Annotated in this window: 15 protein-coding genes; 11 read left to right on the forward strand and 4 right to left on the reverse strand. The window is 60.7% G+C overall.

Annotation, left to right across the window (positions count from 1 at the left end; translation table 11 throughout):
• Positions 1-210 precede the first annotated feature (210 nt).
• The 7 genes from ABRP64_RS02345 to ABRP64_RS02375 all read left to right on the forward strand — a co-directional run bounded on the left by ABRP64_RS02345 (position 211) and on the right by ABRP64_RS02375 (position 9796).
• Complete coding sequence (locus ABRP64_RS02345; RefSeq protein WP_349865279.1) at positions 211-4068, forward strand: translation initiation factor IF-2 N-terminal domain-containing protein; 3858 nt, start codon at positions 211-213, stop codon at positions 4066-4068.
• 224 nt (positions 4069-4292) lie between these two features.
• Positions 4293-4598: a 50S ribosomal protein L21 gene (rplU, locus tag ABRP64_RS02350; protein ID WP_023023542.1), complete on the forward strand. Its 306-nt coding sequence runs from the start codon at positions 4293-4295 to the stop codon at positions 4596-4598.
• Positions 4599-4641: 43 nt separating this feature from the next.
• The gene (gene rpmA / locus ABRP64_RS02355; protein ID WP_005277951.1) at positions 4642-4920 is read left to right on the forward strand and encodes a 50S ribosomal protein L27; all 279 of its coding nucleotides are present in this window, start codon (positions 4642-4644) and stop codon (positions 4918-4920) included.
• A gap of 172 nt (positions 4921-5092) precedes the next feature.
• Positions 5093-6625, forward strand: coding sequence for a GTPase ObgE (gene obgE / locus ABRP64_RS02360; protein ID WP_023023539.1), 1533 nt, complete (start codon positions 5093-5095; stop codon positions 6623-6625).
• Positions 6626-6765: 140 nt separating this feature from the next.
• The gene (gene proB / locus ABRP64_RS02365) at positions 6766-7998 is read left to right on the forward strand and encodes a glutamate 5-kinase (RefSeq protein ID WP_284770221.1); all 1233 of its coding nucleotides are present in this window, start codon (positions 6766-6768) and stop codon (positions 7996-7998) included.
• Positions 7999-8020: 22 nt separating this feature from the next.
• A complete protein-coding gene (locus tag ABRP64_RS02370; protein WP_284770222.1) occupies positions 8021-8950 on the forward strand; it encodes a D-isomer specific 2-hydroxyacid dehydrogenase family protein in 930 nt (309 codons plus the stop codon).
• A 171-nt stretch (positions 8951-9121) separates the two neighbouring features.
• Positions 9122-9796, forward strand: coding sequence for a metal-dependent transcriptional regulator (locus tag ABRP64_RS02375; RefSeq protein WP_284853591.1), 675 nt, complete (start codon positions 9122-9124; stop codon positions 9794-9796).
• A gap of 68 nt (positions 9797-9864) precedes the next feature.
• On the opposite strand, the gene ABRP64_RS02380 is transcribed toward ABRP64_RS02375, so the two are convergent.
• The 4 genes from ABRP64_RS02380 to ABRP64_RS02395 are packed head-to-tail and all read right to left on the reverse strand — an operon-like array spanning position 9865 to position 13245.
• Positions 9865-10662 carry a metal ABC transporter permease gene (locus tag ABRP64_RS02380; RefSeq protein ID WP_284770224.1) on the reverse strand — a complete coding sequence of 266 codons (798 nt, stop codon included), beginning with the start codon at positions 10660-10662 and terminating at the stop codon, positions 9865-9867.
• Positions 10650-11474: a metal ABC transporter permease gene (locus ABRP64_RS02385; protein WP_284770225.1), complete on the reverse strand. Its 825-nt coding sequence runs from the start codon at positions 11472-11474 to the stop codon at positions 10650-10652. Before ABRP64_RS02385 ends, ABRP64_RS02380 begins: the two co-directional genes overlap by 13 nt.
• Positions 11471-12169 carry a metal ABC transporter ATP-binding protein gene (locus tag ABRP64_RS02390; RefSeq protein WP_284796423.1) on the reverse strand — a complete coding sequence of 233 codons (699 nt, stop codon included), beginning with the start codon at positions 12167-12169 and terminating at the stop codon, positions 11471-11473. Before ABRP64_RS02390 ends, ABRP64_RS02385 begins: the two co-directional genes overlap by 4 nt.
• Entirely contained in the window at positions 12166-13245 is a 1080-nt protein-coding gene (locus tag ABRP64_RS02395; RefSeq protein WP_349865281.1) for a metal ABC transporter substrate-binding protein, read from the reverse strand. Before ABRP64_RS02395 ends, ABRP64_RS02390 begins: the two co-directional genes overlap by 4 nt.
• Before the next feature lie 223 nt (positions 13246-13468).
• On the opposite strand from ABRP64_RS02395, the gene ABRP64_RS02400 reads away from it, so the two are divergent.
• From ABRP64_RS02400 to rsfS, 4 genes are all read left to right on the forward strand, one after another.
• Positions 13469-14737: a glutamate-5-semialdehyde dehydrogenase gene (locus ABRP64_RS02400; RefSeq protein WP_239268691.1), complete on the forward strand. Its 1269-nt coding sequence runs from the start codon at positions 13469-13471 to the stop codon at positions 14735-14737.
• A 4-nt stretch (positions 14738-14741) separates the two neighbouring features.
• Positions 14742-15668 (forward strand): cutinase family protein, encoded by a 927-nt coding sequence (locus ABRP64_RS02405; protein WP_296087216.1) that lies wholly within the window; start codon positions 14742-14744, stop codon positions 15666-15668.
• Positions 15669-15686: 18 nt separating this feature from the next.
• Positions 15687-16304, forward strand: coding sequence for a nicotinate-nucleotide adenylyltransferase (nadD, locus tag ABRP64_RS02410; RefSeq protein WP_349865283.1), 618 nt, complete (start codon positions 15687-15689; stop codon positions 16302-16304).
• A gap of 117 nt (positions 16305-16421) precedes the next feature.
• Complete coding sequence (gene rsfS, locus ABRP64_RS02415; RefSeq protein ID WP_198010384.1) at positions 16422-16865, forward strand: ribosome silencing factor; 444 nt, start codon at positions 16422-16424, stop codon at positions 16863-16865.
• Positions 16866-16867: the final 2 nt, after the last annotated feature.

Below are 16867 nucleotides of genomic sequence, written 5' to 3' on the forward strand. Positions count from 1 at the left end.
TCATCGCCCACAGCCTGCTCGCCCTGCCGAGATTCTGTGACACAATGGAACTCACGCGCAGCGTGCGCATAATTTCATAACCCCACAAGCTTTAACGCAGTGCGTCTCCGTGGCTATTCGTGCGGCAGCGGCACAGTTCCTCTAGGGGCTGTGCCTGCGCCCGAGTAGCTGGCGCACCATACAATCGAAGTACAGGAGTAAGCCCAACTAATGGCGGCACAGAACTCTCAAGAAACAACTGAAAACCTACAGGCAGCTGCGGCTTTGGCCCAGCGAATAGATCCGAGCGAGCTCAAAGATAAAACCCGCGTGTATGCCTTGGCCAAAAAGCTCGGCCTATCCTCGCGCCAGCTGGTGGCCCAGCTCAAGGACATGGGCCTGAACAAGACCGCGCAGAGCTCCATTACCCGCGCAGAAGCAGGCGACCTCTTCGCTGCTCTAGCCCGCCATGCAGGGGGCGCGGATGCGGAGCAGCCTGCAACCGTGGACGAGAGCCCAGCGGAAGCAAAGCCCGAGGGCAAGGCCAAGACCACCAAGCGCGCTCGGCGCACCCGCAAAGCCACGAAGAAGTCTGCGCCTGCGGCAAAGAAAGGGCCAGTACAAGCTGATGATGGGGAAGAAGATGGCGCTCCCACTGAAAACACCGCCGCCGATGCGGAAGAAGAAAAGAACCTGCGCTACCGCGTGCGCAAGAACGTGGACAATGAAATCTCCCAGATTGAGGAAAAGGTCGATGCTTCGCTGGTAAAGAGCGCACTGCCGGATGTAAAGCAGGCGCCGGATCGTCTGCCGGATCCTGAGCCGTCGAACGCGCCCGCGCGCGCTGAAGATGATGCCGATGCTAATGCCACCGACGCTGCCGCTGCCGGAGCTGGCGAAGCGACTGGGACCGTGGATCCGGCCAAGCTGCATGAGGTGCTGGCAGAGGCCGGCGAGGACTTCGACGATGATTACTATGCCCCGCGCATAGTCCCGCGCGCGGAGACGGACGACGATTCCGCTGCGTATGACTTCGCGCCGCTGTTTATGCCGCCGCAGCAGCAGGACGCCGCCGAGCTTGGTGAGGATGAGGCCGCGGACATGGCGGCGATCGCTGAAGCCGCTGATGCGGCGGAACCTGGCGACGACGCAGAGCCGGACGAGGCCGAGGTAGACAATAAGTCGTCGCGCGGGGGTTCTGACAAGCGTCGCCGCGGCCGCCGTGGTACCTCCCGTGGGCGCGGCGTGCACGAGAACGCCAAGAAGGATGTGGCGGATAAGGAGCCGGAGCTTATCGATGAGCCCAAGGCCATCCGTGGCTCCACCCGCATCGAGGCACAGAAGCGCCGCCGCGCAGAATTGCGCGAGAAGGGCCGCGAGCGCCAGCACATCGTGTCCCAGGCGGAATTTTTGGCGCGGCGCGAGGCCGTGGAACGCACCATGGTGGTGCGCGATAAGCAGCGCGAGGACGGCGCGGGCATCGTCACGCAGGTGGGCGTGCTTGAAGATGACCTCTTGGTCGAGCACTTCGTTACCACCGAGGCCCAAGCCTCCCTCATTGGCAATATTTACTTAGGCCGCGTGCAAAACGTCTTGCCATCCATGGAGGCGGCATTCGTGGACATCGGCCAGGGCCGCAATGGTGTGCTTTATGCTGGCGAGATTGACTGGCGCAAGACCAAATTGCACGGGCGGTCCCGCAAGGTTGAAAATACCCTGAAATCCGGCGATCAAATCTTGGTGCAGGTGGCAAAGGACCCGATTGGCCACAAGGGTGCGCGCCTGACCACCCGGATTTCCTTGGCCGGGCGCTACCTCGTCTACGTACCAGGCGGCCGCAGTGCTGGAATTTCGCGCAAGCTGCCGGCACCGGAGCGCAAGCGCTTAAAGGACATCTTGGGCCGCGTGGTGCCAGGCGATGGCGGCGCCATCATCCGTACCGCTGCCGAAAACGTTCCCGAGGAGGCCATTGCAGCAGATGTGCAGCGCCTGCATAACCGGTGGGAAGATATTTCCACCCAAGCTAAGAAGGAAAAATCCTCCAAGGGTGCTAAGCCGGTCACGCTCTATGAAGAGCCGAATATGCTCATCAAGGTCGTCCGGGATCTCTTCAACGAAGACTTCCATCGCCTGATCGTGGACGGGAAGCGTTCCTTTAATACGGTCAATGCCTACGTGGAATCCATGGCCCCGGACCTTGCAGACCGCGTGGTGCGCTATAAGCCCAAGGACCACGGCGGCCAGGATGCCTTTGCCGCCTACCGCATTGATGAGCAGCTGCATAAGGCGCTCTCGCGCAAGGTATGGCTGCCATCTGGCGGCACCTTGGTCATCGATCGTACCGAGGCCATGACCGTCATCGATGTCAACACCGGCAAGTTCACCGGCTCCGGCGGCAACCTGGAAGAGACCGTGACCCGCAATAACCTGGAGGCGGCCGAAGAAATCGTGCGCCAGATGCGCCTGCGCGATCTGGGCGGCATGATCGTGGTGGACTTTATTGACATGGTCTTGCCGGAAAACCAGGACCTGGTTTTGCGCCGCCTGAAGGAGGCCCTGGGTCGCGACCGCACGCGCCACCAGGTATCCGAGGTTACCTCCCTGGGCTTGGTGCAAATGACGCGCAAGCGCTTGGGCACTGGCTTGGTAGAGACCTTTTCTACCGAGTGTGAGCACTGCCATGGCCGCGGCATCATCATCCACGAGTACCCGGTCGATGAAGCTGAAGACAACCACTCCGGCCAGCATTCGCACGGTTCCTCCAAGTCGCACAAGAAGCCAGACCACGATCCCCAGCAGCACCCGGCTGCCGTGGCCATGCACGAGCATGACGATGAAGACGAGCGCGCGGAGAAGAAGGGCCAGAAGCACCACAAGGGGCATAAGGCCGCTAACCAGCCGCAGAAGTACCAAAAGACCAACGCTCCCCTCTACAGCAGCGAGGACGAGCAGTCACCGTCGCTGGAGGAGCTCGTGGCCAATGTCGTCGTAGACGATGAGACCGCCGACTCCACACAGAAGGCCCCACAGAAGCGAGCCGACAACGCCCGCGGACACCGTGACGAGCGCAGCCGTGGCCGCAGCGAAGACAAGCAGAAGAAGCGCCGCCGAGTGCAGAAGAAGTCCGAGGTCTCTGAAATCGAGGCCATCGCCTATGCTGCGGCAGAAAACGCCGCCGAAAGCGATGAGGTACAGGAATTTAATTCCTATGTGCCCGATGGCCAAGAATCACCGGCGAAGGAGAAGAAGCGCACCCAGCGGGGCAAGAAGCCGCGCCGGGCAACGCGGACCTCGCCAGCTTCCCGCCGCGTGCAGGAGCAGCAGAAACAGCGCCAGCAGGCGGCTGAAGAGAAGAAGGCGGTAGCTACCGATGCCCCGGAGAAGACCTACGAGGAGGCAGTAGCCGAGTTTGAGGCTTCTCCGCGCCGGAAGCGGCGCACGCGCGGAAATTCGCGTTCCGATAATCGCCCGCGCCCAGAGGTTTTTGCCCAGCCACAAAAAGAGGAATCCACGGGTTCCGCCGAGAAGTCACGCGGTGACGGTGCGGCACAGCAGGACGCCGAGCAGCAAAAGCCTCGCAGCAAGTCACGCGGGCGTGGTCGGCGTCGCAGCGTTCGCACCCAGCCAAATTCCCGCCGGGCAAATGTGCGGGCCTCGCACCGGGCAAACGCGCAGGATGTAAAGCAGGACGACAAGCGCGGGGACACCTCGCGAACTGCGGAGCAGCGTCACGAGAATATCAGTGGCGGGAAGAATAAATCCTCGGTACAGGGAGGCCGTCGCGGCAAGCGCCGGGTGGTGCGTACGAACCCGAGGGATAAGGCCACCTCGCACAATGCGGGTGGCCCAACGGCTACACCTGTTCAAGGGGAGAAGGATTCCCAGAAGGCTAGTGCTCCGCAGACTGAAACCAAGGTCATTCGCCGCGGGAAGAAGCGCGCGGTGAAAAAGACCGGGGCGCCGGCAGCGGCCGCGCGGCAGGAACGTACTGGGGAAAAGGCGTCCACTAACGCGCCGGAGACCCCGCAGACTGGTGCTAAGGACGCGGGCCGGCGGCGGCGCCGCGTAGCACGGCGAGCTACTTCCTAGGGCATCGCCACGCGGGTGCGAAGTGCGTGGTTTGTATTTTGTACCCGCGGCGGGGTAGTCTTTGACAGTCGCTGTTTAGAACTCTCGGCGCTGGATCAGCCCACAATTGCCGCCCGGTGATTGCGGACATGTTCGCGCGGGGTCTGAACGCAATATGTAAGTGTCCATTCGGATAACGGCCTGGATGCCGTGTCCGAGCGAGTTTAGATAAGGGGTAACCCTCTATGTACGCGATCGTCAAGACCGGCGGCAAGCAGTACAAGGTTGCTGAAGGTGACCTCGTCAAGGTCGAGAAGATCGAGGGTGAGCCAGGCTCTGCCGTGGCTCTCACCCCGGTTCTGCTCGTCGATGGCGCCGCTGTGAAGTCCAAGGCTTCCGACTTGGAGAAGGTTTCCGTTGCTGCGGAAATCGTTGAACAGGGTAAAGGTCCAAAGATTGATATCTTGAAGTACAAGAACAAGACTGGTTACAAGAGGCGTTTGGGTCACCGCCAGCCTCAGACCACCTTGAAGATCACCGGTATCAAGTAAGCCTTAACCGGGCTGCAAATCATCCCCGAAGGAGGGAAACGACATGGCACACAAGAAGGGTGCTTCCAGCTCCAGCAACGGTCGCGATTCCGAGTCCAAGCGCCTCGGCGTCAAGCGCTTCGGTGGTCAGCAGGTTAACGCCGGCGAGATCATCGTGCGTCAGCGCGGCACCAAGTTCCACCCAGGTGAGAACGTTGGTCGCGGCGGCGATGACACCTTGTTCGCACTTGCTGCTGGCTCCGTGAAGTTCGGCATCAAGCGCGGCCGTCGGATGGTCAACATCATCCCGGCTGAAGAGGTTGCTGCAGAAGCTACTGCTTAAGCACGACCGCAGCAGTCAATCCTCGGGCAGCTTTCACTACGGGTGAGGGCAGCTCGAGGATTTTCTCGTTTTACCTCCCACTGTGCTGGCAGGGCATGGGTTGGAGTCCGAGCTTGGCTACGCATTACACTGGCTAAGACAATAGATTTAAATAAGAAGGGTGTGGCACATCATGGCACGATTTATTGACCGCGTCGTCTTGCACTTACAGGCTGGCGACGGTGGGCATGGCTGTGTGTCTGTCCACCGCGAGAAATTCAAGCCATTGGGCGGACCGGATGGCGGCAATGGCGGCCACGGTGGCGACATTGTTTTGGAGGTCTCAGAGCAGATCCATACCTTGATGGACTTCCACTACCGCCCGCATATTAAGGCCGAGCGCGGTGGTAACGGTGCCGGCGATATGCGCAATGGCGCGCGCGGTGAGGACCTGATTCTGGAGGTTCCCGCAGGTACGGTTGTGCGCACGGAAAAGGGTGAGACCTTGGCGGATCTTACTGTGCCGGGCACGCGTTTCGTCGCGGCCGAGGGCGGTTTTGGCGGCTTGGGCAACGCGGCGTTGGCGTCTAAGAACCGCAAGGCACCGGGCTTTGCGCTGCAGGGCGAGCCGGGCCAAGCTCATGATTTGGTGCTCGAGCTGAAATCCATGGCGGATGTGGGGCTTGTGGGATTTCCTTCGGCGGGCAAGTCCTCGTTGATCTCTGTGCTGTCTGCAGCCAAGCCGAAGATTGGTGACTACCCGTTTACCACCCTGCAGCCCAACTTGGGTGTGGTGGATATGGGCGATAGCTCCTTTACCATTGCAGATGTCCCTGGTCTTATCCCTGGCGCCGCCGATGGCAAAGGCTTGGGGCTAGACTTCTTGCGCCACATCGAGCGCACGGCCGTGCTGGCCCACGTCGTTGATACCGCATCCATCGAGCCGGGCCGCGACCCGGAATCCGATATTGAGGCGCTGGAAAATGAGCTGGCCAAATACCAGGAAGCGCTAGAAAGCGATACCGGCTTGGGTGACCTGCGCGAGCGCCCGCGCGTTATCATTTTGAATAAGGCCGATGTGCCGGAAGCAGAAGAGCTTGCGGAGTTCGTCAAGGATGACCTGAAGGAAAAGTTTGGCTGGCCGGTGTTTATCATTTCTGCGGCAGCGCGTAAGGGTTTGGACCCGCTGAAATTCAAGCTCATGGAAATGGTCACCGAGCACCACAAGGCACAGCCTAAGCCGAAGCGGGATCCTTCCCATACCGTTATTCACCCCAAGGCCCAAGCGCATAAGAAAAACACCGGCAGCTTCGCAGACTTTAGCGTGCGACCAGACCCAGAAGTGCAGGGCGGATTCATCGTGGAAGGCGAAAAGATCGAGCGCTGGATCACCCAGACCGACTTTGAAAACGATGAGGCCGTGGGCTACTTGGCGGACCGCCTGGCCAAGGCCGGCGTGGAAGACGAGCTGCACAAGCAGGGCGCGGTGGAAGGCTGTCCCGTTACCATCGGCGGCATTACCTTCGAATGGGAGCCGATGACCGGCGGCGATCCCACTATGGCCAGCCGCGGTGAGGATGCCCGCCTCAAGGGCACTAATCGCGTGTCGGCTGCGGAGCGCAAGCGTGCTTCCCAAGCCCGGCGTGGCTTGGTTGATGAGCTCGACTACGGAGACGAGGAAGAGATCACCCGTGAAGGCGCTAACCGTGACCGGTGGCAGGGTTAGTCGTTAACTTCCAGTGAAGGGAAGTGGGGGCAATTCCACCGGATGATTGCCCCCAGTTCAGACGCATTATGCTGCGCACATGGGGGAAATGTGCCCCAATGAAGGGGGCGGGCGGCATAAGCTTTGTACACTATTGAGTTATGTCTGCTGATCAACAGAAAGAGCCCATTCTTCCGCTCCCCGTAGAGCCGTTTGATGGCCCTACCGCTGATACTCCGTTCCCCGAAGCCCTTGATGAAAACCCGATAGCCTCCGGGTTTGAATCCGAATTGCGCAACTCTATCGCTGAGGCCAAGCGCGTCGTTGTAAAGATTGGTTCCTCGTCGCTGACGGATGAGAATTTCCGCGTGGCGCAGGAAAAGATCGATCACATCGTTGATGCTGTCCACGCACGCATGGGACGCTCCGATGTCATCATCGTTTCCTCCGGTGCGGTTGCTGCCGGTATGGGCCCGCTCGGCCTGCACCAGCGCCCCACCGACCTCGCTACGAAGCAGGCCTCGGCGTCTGTGGGCCAGGTTCACCTAGCCTATGAGTGGGGCCGTTCCTTTGCGCGCTACCAGCGCACCATCGGTCAGGTGCTGCTTACGGCGTCCGATGCCGGGCACCGCGACCGCGCCCGCAACGCGCAGCGCACCATTGATCGCCTGCGCCAGCTGCGCACCATTCCCATCGTGAACGAAAACGACGCCGTTGCTACCTCGGAGATGCACTTTGGCGATAACGACCGCCTATCGGCCTTGGTCGCAAATTTGGTGGGCGCAGACGCGCTCTTCCTGTTCTCTGACGTTGATGGCCTCTATGACAAGAACCCGGCCGAGCCGGATGCGAAGTTCATCGACGAGGTGCGCACCGGTAAGGATCTTAAGGGCGTTGTTGCAGGCGATGGCGGCAAGGTTGGCACCGGCGGTATGGCCACGAAGGTCTCGGCCGCCCGCCTGGCCACCCGCGGCGGCATTCCAGTGCTGTTGACCTCCACCGATAATATTGGCCCCGCGCTTTCCGATGCCTCCGTGGGCACCGTCTTCCACACCCGCGAGGAACGCCAGCTTTCGGCCTGGAAGTTCTGGGCACTCTACTGCGCCGATACCGGCGGAGCCGTGCGCCTGGATGAGGGTGCGAAGGAAGCCGTGACCAAGGGCGGTACCTCCTTGCTTGCCGTGGGTATTACCGATGTCCGCGGTGAATTCAACAAGGGCGAGATCATCGATATCTTGGGCCCGAAGGGCGAGGTTATCGGCCGCGGTGAGGTCCGCTTCGATTCCGAGGAATTGAACGCGATCAAGGGCATGCAGATGAGCGAGCTGCCAGAAGATAAGCGCCGCTCCGTCGTGCACGCGGATTACCTTTCCAACTTCGCCTCGCGCATCTAGCCGCGTGCCGTACGCTGGTCCCATGAAGTATTTTATGGGACCAGAAACCTGGCAGCCGATGGTCGATGACTTAAGCGCTGCCGGCCACGAACGCGTAGAAAACCTCGAAGACGCAGAGGTCTATGTCAATAACACACCCAGCCCGCGCCGCATCCCAGAGATGCCGGACAATATTCGCTGGGTGCAGCATTGTTTTACCGGTGTAAACCAACTCATTGATGCTGGATTGATTACCTCTGAGGGATTGCCGTGGTGCAATTCCGCCGGTGCCTTTGCCAAGCCGGTGGCTGAATGCGCCTTGGGCCTCCTGCTCTCCCAGGCCCACCAGCACAAGGCCTTTACACAGGCCGGCACCTGGTCGGTGGCTAAGGAACTGGATGAGGCGCAGGAGTGGATCTATGACCAGCAGGGGCCGAAGAAGGTAGCGATTTTGGGTGCTGGGGGCATCGGCAAGCAACTCATTGCCCTGCTCAAGCCCTTCAGGGTCCACATCACCGCCGTGAATCGCTCTGGGCGCCCCGTGGAGGGCGCCGATGAGGTGGTGGCCATGGCTGATGCCGCGCACGTGTGGGGCGAGGCCGATGTTATTTTCTGCATCCTGCCCGCCACGCAGGAAACGGAGGGGCTAATCGATGCCGCGAAGTTCCGCGCCATGAAACCGTCCGCGCTGTTTATCAACGTCGGGCGCGGCAGCACCGTGGTTACCGATGATCTGGTGGATGCCCTGCGCGAGGGCGAAATTGCAGGCGCTGGCTTGGAAGTCGTGGACCCAGAGCCGCTTCCTGATGGCCACCCGCTGCTCTCCCTGCCCAATTGCACCATGACCCCGCACATCGGGGCGACAAAGCACGTGGCGCAGTACCACATGGGCGATATTTTCAATGCGAATGCCGCCGCGTGGGAGAAGGGAGAGTCCATGCCCACCCAGGTAGATCCGGAGGCGGGATACTAGAAAAATCAAAAGCCACGGACAGCGAAGGCTGAGTGCGTCGTGTGTGTACCGAAGAAAGGACGTACCGCCCACTGTCCGTGGCAAGTGAAATTAAAAGTTCAACGTGTTGAACTACTATTAATTTAACACTTATCCCAGGACGACACAAGCACGATTACTAAGATGGTGGACATGCACCTAGAAGAACTCCCTACCCGTAGCCAGGACTACCTCAAGGTTCTGTGGGACTTATCGGAGCATTCCGGGGGTGCCCCAGTGGCGCTGAAGGATGTGGCGGGCCGCCTGGAACAAAAGGTGCCCACTGCCTCCGAGGCGATTAAAAAGCTCGCCGCCCAAGGTCTGGTGGAGCATGAGCGCTATCAGGGCGTCTCATTGAGCCCTGCGGGCCGCGAGCTGGCGATGCAGATGGTGCGCCGCCACCGGCTTTTAGAAACCTTCTTGGTAGAGACCCTGGATTATTCCTGGGACGAGGTGCACGAGGACGCTGACCGCCTCGAGCACGCCTGCTCCGATCGTTTTATTGGCCGCATCGATGCGCTGCTGGGGTCCCCTGACCGCGATCCACACGGCGATCCCATTCCCGATGTCGGCGGTGGCATCGAGGATCTCGGCACGCTCACGCTCGCCAGCGCCCCGCTCGATGCGCCCGTGACCGTGGAGCGCGTCTGCGATGAGGATCCAGGCCTGTTGCGCTACCTCGACCGCTTTGGTGTGGAGCTGGGCAATAAGCTGCGCGTCAGCGATAGCGTGGCTGGCCTGTTGACGGTGCAGACCGAAAGCGGAGAGATGTCGCTGGCAGAGGTGGCCGCCCGTGAGATCACCGTCCGCCTCGCCTCAACCAATTAACCTGCGACGCACACTGTGCTACTCGCCGCGCTGTTGCGGCGCGGTGCGGCGCCCTGCAGCGCCGCACGCTAGGAAACCGCCTTATAGGCCGCCATGCTGGTGAGGTAAAAGACGCCCGCCACAATGGCGATGGTGCCGCCGGCCGAAAGGCTTAAGTGCGCGGCGATAAATAGCCCGGCGACCGCGATGGTGATGCCAATGATGCCAGCCCCGATAAGCAGCACCTCCGGCCGCGATACCCACGGGCGCAGGCCCGCGGCCGGGGCCACGAGTAGGGCAATGGACAAGATGGTGCCGACGGCGGGGATGACGGCGGCCATCGTCAAGCAGATAAGGCCGAGCGTCAGGGCATCGTAAAGCCCGCTATGCGGGGACGTGCTGGGGTCGAAATAGGCCTGGAAAAGGCGGCGCCGGCAGGCCAATACCGCCAGCAAACAGATAACGACCAGTCCGGCCGCGACGGCGACATCGCGGTGGTTAACCGTAGTAAGCGAGCCCACCAGGAAGCTATCGACGTGCAGCGGCAACGGCTGAAACCAACGCAGCAGCAAAATGCCCAGCGCAAAGCCCAGAGTGAGCGTGGTGCCCGCCGCAGCGGTAGAGGATACGCCATGCACCCTGCCCAGGTAATGCATGAAAATCGCCAGCGGAATGCAGACCGCCACGGAGCCGAGCATGAGCCCATCGCTCAAGTTGGCGCCCAGCGCATTGGCTACGACGACGCCGATAACCGCGCCGGGAAAGGTGCCGTGAGAAAGGCTCTCTGCAAAAAAGACGCGGTTGCCCAGCACCATGAGCGTGCCCACCAGCCCGGAAAGGCAGCCCACCGCGATGGCTTCGAGGAATGGCAATGTTAAGACCCCCATATGCGCCTGCCTAAAAGTGCGAGCGGAACGGTTAGGGACAGCGACAGCGCGACGATGGCCTGCGGGGAAATCTGGTGGGAGGTTACCGAAAGCATGAGCCACAGGCCCACGCATACGGCTAGCACCGCGCCGACCAATGCCCACAGGAGCATCTGCACCGGGGTGCTGGCTAAGACGCGCCCGACCAGGCCTGGTACCACGACGAAACCCAAGACGAGCAACACACCAATGGCGGAGCTCGCGGCGACGACGATTAGGCCCACCGCTACGTTGGCAGTGACATCGATTAGCCCCACGCGGATGCCGGTGGCGCGCGCGGATTCGCGGTCAAAGGCCACGGCTACTTGCGAGCGCCAGGTGGCCAGGATGAGCAGGGCGGCAACCACGCACAAGATGATCGAGGGGATCATGCGGTCAGTGGTGATATCGAGCAAGCGGCCAAACATAAGGGCCTCTAGCTGGCCGGAACGATCCCCTACGGCGAGGCTGATGACCACGCCGATGCCATACATCAAGGTCAGCACCACGGCGGTGCCGGATTCATGATCGTGGCCATCGCTGCCGGAATTAAGGCGCGCCAAAATGAGCACTGCGACGCCAGCAGCTATGGCGGCGCCGGGCAAGATGCCGGGAAAGCCCGCCACGGCCAGGCCAATGACGATGCCCGGGAATACCGAGTGGACCAGCGCCTCGACGCTAAATTCCATGCGGCGCAGGTTGACCACCACGCTGATCACCGCGCCGGTCAGGGCTACGCACAGCAAAAACAGGGCCGCGCGCTGCATAAAGGGAGCAGTAAGCAGAAGCGTCACATGTCCCCCTGAAATACCGACGTGGCCTCCAGGTAGCGCTCGACTGCATCCTCGGTATCAAGGACCTCGCTGTGACCGTCCACGATGAGCATTCCGGCATCGCAGGCGCGCTGCGCCAAAATGGGATCGTGGGTGGAAATGAGCAGGGCAACCCCGCTCTCCTTGAGCTTGGCGATGATCCCCAAAAGCACCTGCCTGCTGTCTTGGTCCAGGCCATTGAAGGGCTCGTCCATGAGTACGAGGTCTGGGTGTGCGGCGAGCGCGCGGGCGATAAATATGCGTTGGCGCTGCCCGCCCGAGAGCTTGTCCCAGCGCGTCTTCGCCTTTTCCGCCATGCCGACGAGCTCTAGCGCTTGGGTGATCTGCGGGCGCAGGCGGCGCATGCTGCCCATACGCTCCCACCACGAGGCCTTGTTGAGCAAGCCCATTTCCACGACCCGGCAGGCGGTGACGGGGAAGGTGGGATCGCAGGTGTGGTGCTGGGGAACATATCCCAGCGTCGCCGTGCGCTCGTGCTCGCCGCGCAGGGTGGCAAGGCCAGCGATGGCCTTTAAGAGCGTGGACTTACCAGCACCATTAGCCCCCAGCAGCGCGATGGCCTCACCTTCGTGGATGGTTAAGGAGACATCGTCCACGATGGTGGTGGTGCCATAGCCGCAAGAGGCATGGGAAAGCTTTAGAAGCGGTGCACTCATTGCGCGGCGTCCAGGCTTTCTGGCAGATCGGCCACTTCACCGTCCCAGGCATCTACCAAGGTGGTGACGTTGTGGATGATGGAGCCGATGTAGGTTGCACCGTCGCTATTTGGCACGCCCAAGGAATCGCCGTACAGGGCGTCTTCATCCGTAATGGCCTTGACACCTGCGGCGCGGGCGATTGCCTCGATGGACTTAGAGTTATTGGAGTTTTCCGCGAAAATAGCCTTGGCGCCGGAATCGCGGACCTCCTTGGCTGCGTCCTCGATGTGCGAGGAAGTAGCGTCCTGCTGGTTATTGAAGTCCGTGAGCGCGGATCCGACGAATTCCACGTCATAGTCGTTGGAGAAGTAGCCGAAGGCATCGTGCGATGAAAAGAGCACGCGTTCCTGCTCAGGGACGGTCTCCAGGGACTCGGTGACCCATTTATCCAGCTCGTCGAGCTGCTTGGTGTATTTTTCACCGACTTTCTTCACGGATGGTTCCTTATCGGCCAAGGCATCCACGATGTTTTGTACCTGGATTTTGGCGTTCTTGGGGGAGGTCCATACGTGTGGGTCGTGGGTGAATTCTGGTTCCTCGCCGTCCTCGCCGGGGAAGGGCCACGGGCGAAGGTCTATCTTGTGGTTGGAATCGTCATCGCCTGCGGTGACGATAGTCTCGCCATCGAAGCCGGAGGACTCCACGGCGTTATCGAGAAAGTGCTCGAGGTCGACGCCGTTTTTAAAGAGGAAATCCGCATCCGCCATGGCACTCATCTGCTGCGGGGTCATTTCGTGTTCGTGAGCGCTGGCATTCGGCGCCAACAGGCAGGTGAGATCGAGGGTGGTACCACCATCGCCCTCGGTGGTTTCCTTGCCGCTGGAATCCACCTTGTGCAGCGTCATGCCACCCTGAGCAATTTGAGTGAGGTAATCGCAGATCTGCGTGGTGGTGGCAACAGCCTTGATGGTCTGATCATCGCCCGATCCGGGGCCCGCGTCTGAATCGCTGCCGCCGTCATTCGTGCTGCAGGCGGTGAGGGCGAGCCCGCTCAGAGTCAGCATCAGGCCCAGCTTGGCCACGTTCTTTTTCATAAATGCTCCTTTTTGCAGTGAAACCTATCAAGCAAAGAATAAACATACCCAAGTATCATTTTCAAGGTAATGAACATTAGGGTTTGAACCTGTGAGTTTTACTGCAGTTTCAGGCGAGGGAAGGGGAGGAGATTTCACTGCGTAGCCCGCACAATTGAGGAAAAGTGCGAGGTAAAAGACGGGCGGCTGAAAAACTCGGGCAGGTACGTTACTCTGGTATGACATGAGCAACACTGAACGCGAAGAAGTTCTGTCCAAAGCCCGTGCTGCTAAGGACGTTGCGCCCGTCGTGGCGCAGCTGTCCACGCCGCGCAAGAATGAAATCTTGCAGCGCGCAGCTGAAAATCTTATTGCCCACACCGATGACATCCTTGCTGCTAACCAGCAGGATATTGAGGCGGGTCGCGAACGCGGCATGTCCGATTCCCTCATTGACCGCCTGACCCTGGACGCTGCCCGCGTCGAGGGCATTGCAGATGGCCTGCGTCAGGTCGCTGGCCTGCAAGACCCAGTAGGCGAGATCCTGCAGGGCCGCACCATGGATAACGGCATCCAGATGAAGCAGGTGCGCGTCCCGCTCGGCGTGATGGGCATGGTCTACGAGGCTCGCCCGAACGTCACCGTGGATGCTTTCGGCCTCGCCCTGAAGTCCGGTAATGTGCCGCTGCTGCGCGGTTCCAAGTCCGCGCGCAACTCCAATACCAAGCTGGTGGAGCTTCTGCAGGACACCCTTGCAGAGTTTGATCTGCCACGCGAGGTAGTCCAGCTACTGCCGTGTGAGACCCACGACTCCGTCCAAGACTTGATTACCGCCCGCGGCCTGGTGGATTTGGTTATCCCCCGCGGCGGCGCCAAGCTCATCGAGGCCGTGGTTACCGGCGCTACTGTTCCAGCCATCGAGACCGGTACCGGCAACTGCCACTTCTACATCGATGCCTCGGCCGATATGGACAAGGCCATCGACATGGTAATCAACGGCAAGACCCGCCGCACCTCGGTCTGCAACTCCACCGAGTGCGTGCTTATTGATGCTGCGCTTGATGATGCCACCAAGCTGCGCATCGTCCGCGCCCTCCAAGATGCAGACGTCACCGTCCACGGTGACGTTGACGAGCTCGAGGGCTTCGGTGCCACGGACGTTGTCCAGGCCACCGAGGAGGATTGGCGCGAAGAGTCGCTGTCCATGGACATCTGCGCCAAGGTGGTTGACGGCGTTGACGCTGCCATCGCGCACATCGCGGAATTTACCACCGGCCACACCGAGGGCATCGCGGCCCAGGATGCGGACGTCTTGGTTAAGTTCGGCAACGAGGTCGATGCCGCAGCCGTTATGCTCAACGCCTCCACTGCCTTCACCGATGGCGAGGTCTATGGCATGGGTGCAGAAATCGGTATTTCCACCCAGAAGCTGCACGCTCGTGGCCCAATGGCCCTGCCGGAGCTGACCTCTTCCAAGTGGGTCCTCCAAGGCACCGGTCACGTACGCCCATAAGAATATGCGTCTTTTTCCTCGCTCTCGCGCCGCCGCTGGTTTCGTAACTATCGCCGCCACGGCGGCGCTTGGCATGTCTATGCTCGCCCCTGCCGCGGCGGCGGGTCAGCCCCACACGCAGGCCGAGACCTGTCCCGATTACGTTTTCCTTGCCGCACGCGGCTCGGACCAAAACGAGGAACACGGTGAGTATTTCGGCCCACAGCGCTACTCGGAACAGGGCGCGGAATCCAATGGTTATGAAGGTCCCAACCTCGCAGCGCTCTTCCACCTGGTAGAACAACGTCACCCCGGCACCATGGATAATGCCTACGTGCTGGCGCTGGATGCAGATGCATATCCAGCCTCGATGAACCTGCCACCGCTGGCCCAAGAGGGCGAAAACCTGCGCCCGCTGCAGCTGATGCGACGCCTGGGCGGAGTGCTGTTGGAGCACCCCTTGCACGAGTTGATCTATCAGGTCACCGTTGGCTTTGTGCAGAGCCTGCGCAGCGGCATGAACAACGCGCCGCGCGTGGTGGAGCAGTACGAAGAGGAAACGGGTTGCAGCCCGCGCTATATCACCGCTGGGTATTCGCAAGGAGCCATTATCGCCACAAGCGCGGAGCGCTACCTCGCGTCCAAGGACAAGCTCGCCGGGGCGATCTACCTGGGCAATCCCTTGCGGCGTCCCGGCGGCATGGCCGGGCCGATTCCGCGATATCTCATTCCTCACAGTGCCGCACTGCCGGCCGATCGCCGTATCGACTACTGCCTTGCCGGCGACTTCGTTTGCGATCTCAACCTGCGCAATGCCAAAGACGCCCTAGCCACTAAGGCCGCCCACCACGCCTCGTATTTCCGCGAAAGTGAGGGCGATGCGGCGGTGGAACAGGACAATGCCCGCGTGGCCGATACCGTGGCTGGCTGGCTTAACTCCCCAGCAGGGTAGCGGCTATACTCTCCAGCCATGACTAATTCCCAGCGCATTGGGATCATGGGCGGCACCTTTGATCCAATCCACAATGGCCACTTGGTCGCCGCCAGCGAGGCGGCGCACCGCTTTGCCCTCGATACCGTAGTCTTTGTACCCACCGGTCAACCGTGGCAGAAGGCCTCCCGCGAGGTCACCGCCGCGGAGCACCGGTATTTGATGACCATGGTGGCAACGGCCTCCAACCCGCGTTTTACCGTCTCCCGCGTGGATATTGACCGCAAGGGCCCTACCTATACCATCGATACCCTGCGCGATCTGCGTGGCCTTTTTCCGGGTGCCGAATTTTACTTCATCACCGGTGCGGATTCCCTGCAGTCCATCATGAGCTGGCATAACTGGGAAGAGATGCTGGAAATGGCGCACTTCGTGGGTGTTACGCGCCCAGGCTACGAGCTGAGTACAGACATGCTGCCGGCCGACTCGCGGGAAGATATCAACCTCATCGATATCCCCGCCATGGCCATTTCTTCCACGGATTGCCGCGAGCGGGCCGCGCAAAACCGGCCGGTGTGGTACCTGGTTCCGGATGGAGTGGTGCAATACATCACCAAAAATAATCTCTACTCGGCGCAGCCGGATAAACCTTTATAGTTCAAGTTTGGGCACAATCGCGCCGAACGTGCAAGAATAGACAGCTAAAAGACACTTCCTCACCAGACGCGAAAAGGGAATTTTTATACATTGTCTATTTCTGATCTCGCCCGCCGCATGGCGGCAACCGCGGCACATGCCGCACAGGACAAGTTAGCTAGCAATATCGCAGCAATCGATGTCTCCGATGTCCTTGCCATCACCGAGGTTTTCGTGCTGGCTTCTGCCGATAATGAGCGCCAGGTCGGCTCCATCGTGGATGAGGTGGAGGACCAAATGACGGCCCAGGGCTTTGAGCCACAGCGCCGCGAGGGCAACCGCGAAAACCGCTGGGTGCTGTTGGACTATGGCAATATTGTCATCCACGTGCAGCGCACCGATCAGCGCGAGCACTACGGGCTTGACCGCCTCTACCACGATTGCCCGTTGGTGGACATTGAGGGCATTGAGCCACCCGAGCGCCCTGGCGATTGGACTAATGGCGTTAACCCGCGCACCGTGGATTCCATTGATGAGCTGCCATTGGCGCAAAAGGCCCCTGGCGAGGACGAGGAGCTTTAACC

Source organism: Corynebacterium sp. KPL4015 (assembly GCF_040225725.1).
Lineage (GTDB): Bacteria > Actinomycetota > Actinomycetes > Mycobacteriales > Mycobacteriaceae > Corynebacterium > Corynebacterium rhinophilum.

What these genes read in the sequence shown, in the direction of transcription:
- ABRP64_RS02345 (WP_349865279.1), top strand. Translation starts at nt 211, where the DNA reads ATGGCGGCACAGAACTCTCAAGAAACAACTGAAAACCTACAGGCAGCT.
- rplU (WP_023023542.1), top strand. Translation starts at nt 4,293, where the DNA reads ATGTACGCGATCGTCAAGACCGGCGGCAAGCAGTACAAGGTTGCTGAA.
- rpmA (WP_005277951.1), top strand. Translation starts at nt 4,642, where the DNA reads ATGGCACACAAGAAGGGTGCTTCCAGCTCCAGCAACGGTCGCGATTCC.
- obgE (WP_023023539.1), top strand. Translation starts at nt 5,093, where the DNA reads ATGGCACGATTTATTGACCGCGTCGTCTTGCACTTACAGGCTGGCGAC.
- proB (WP_284770221.1), top strand. Translation starts at nt 6,766, where the DNA reads ATGTCTGCTGATCAACAGAAAGAGCCCATTCTTCCGCTCCCCGTAGAG.
- ABRP64_RS02370 (WP_284770222.1), top strand. Translation starts at nt 8,021, where the DNA reads ATGAAGTATTTTATGGGACCAGAAACCTGGCAGCCGATGGTCGATGAC.
- ABRP64_RS02375 (WP_284853591.1), top strand. Translation starts at nt 9,122, where the DNA reads ATGCACCTAGAAGAACTCCCTACCCGTAGCCAGGACTACCTCAAGGTT.
- ABRP64_RS02380 (WP_284770224.1), bottom strand. Translation starts at nt 10,662, where the DNA reads ATGGGGGTCTTAACATTGCCATTCCTCGAAGCCATCGCGGTGGGCTGC.
- ABRP64_RS02390 (WP_284796423.1), bottom strand. Translation starts at nt 12,169, where the DNA reads ATGAGTGCACCGCTTCTAAAGCTTTCCCATGCCTCTTGCGGCTATGGC.
- ABRP64_RS02395 (WP_349865281.1), bottom strand. Translation starts at nt 13,245, where the DNA reads ATGAAAAAGAACGTGGCCAAGCTGGGCCTGATGCTGACTCTGAGCGGG.
- ABRP64_RS02400 (WP_239268691.1), top strand. Translation starts at nt 13,469, where the DNA reads ATGAGCAACACTGAACGCGAAGAAGTTCTGTCCAAAGCCCGTGCTGCT.
- ABRP64_RS02405 (WP_296087216.1), top strand. Translation starts at nt 14,742, where the DNA reads ATGCGTCTTTTTCCTCGCTCTCGCGCCGCCGCTGGTTTCGTAACTATC.
- nadD (WP_349865283.1), top strand. Translation starts at nt 15,687, where the DNA reads ATGACTAATTCCCAGCGCATTGGGATCATGGGCGGCACCTTTGATCCA.
- rsfS (WP_198010384.1), top strand. Translation starts at nt 16,422, where the DNA reads ATGGCGGCAACCGCGGCACATGCCGCACAGGACAAGTTAGCTAGCAAT.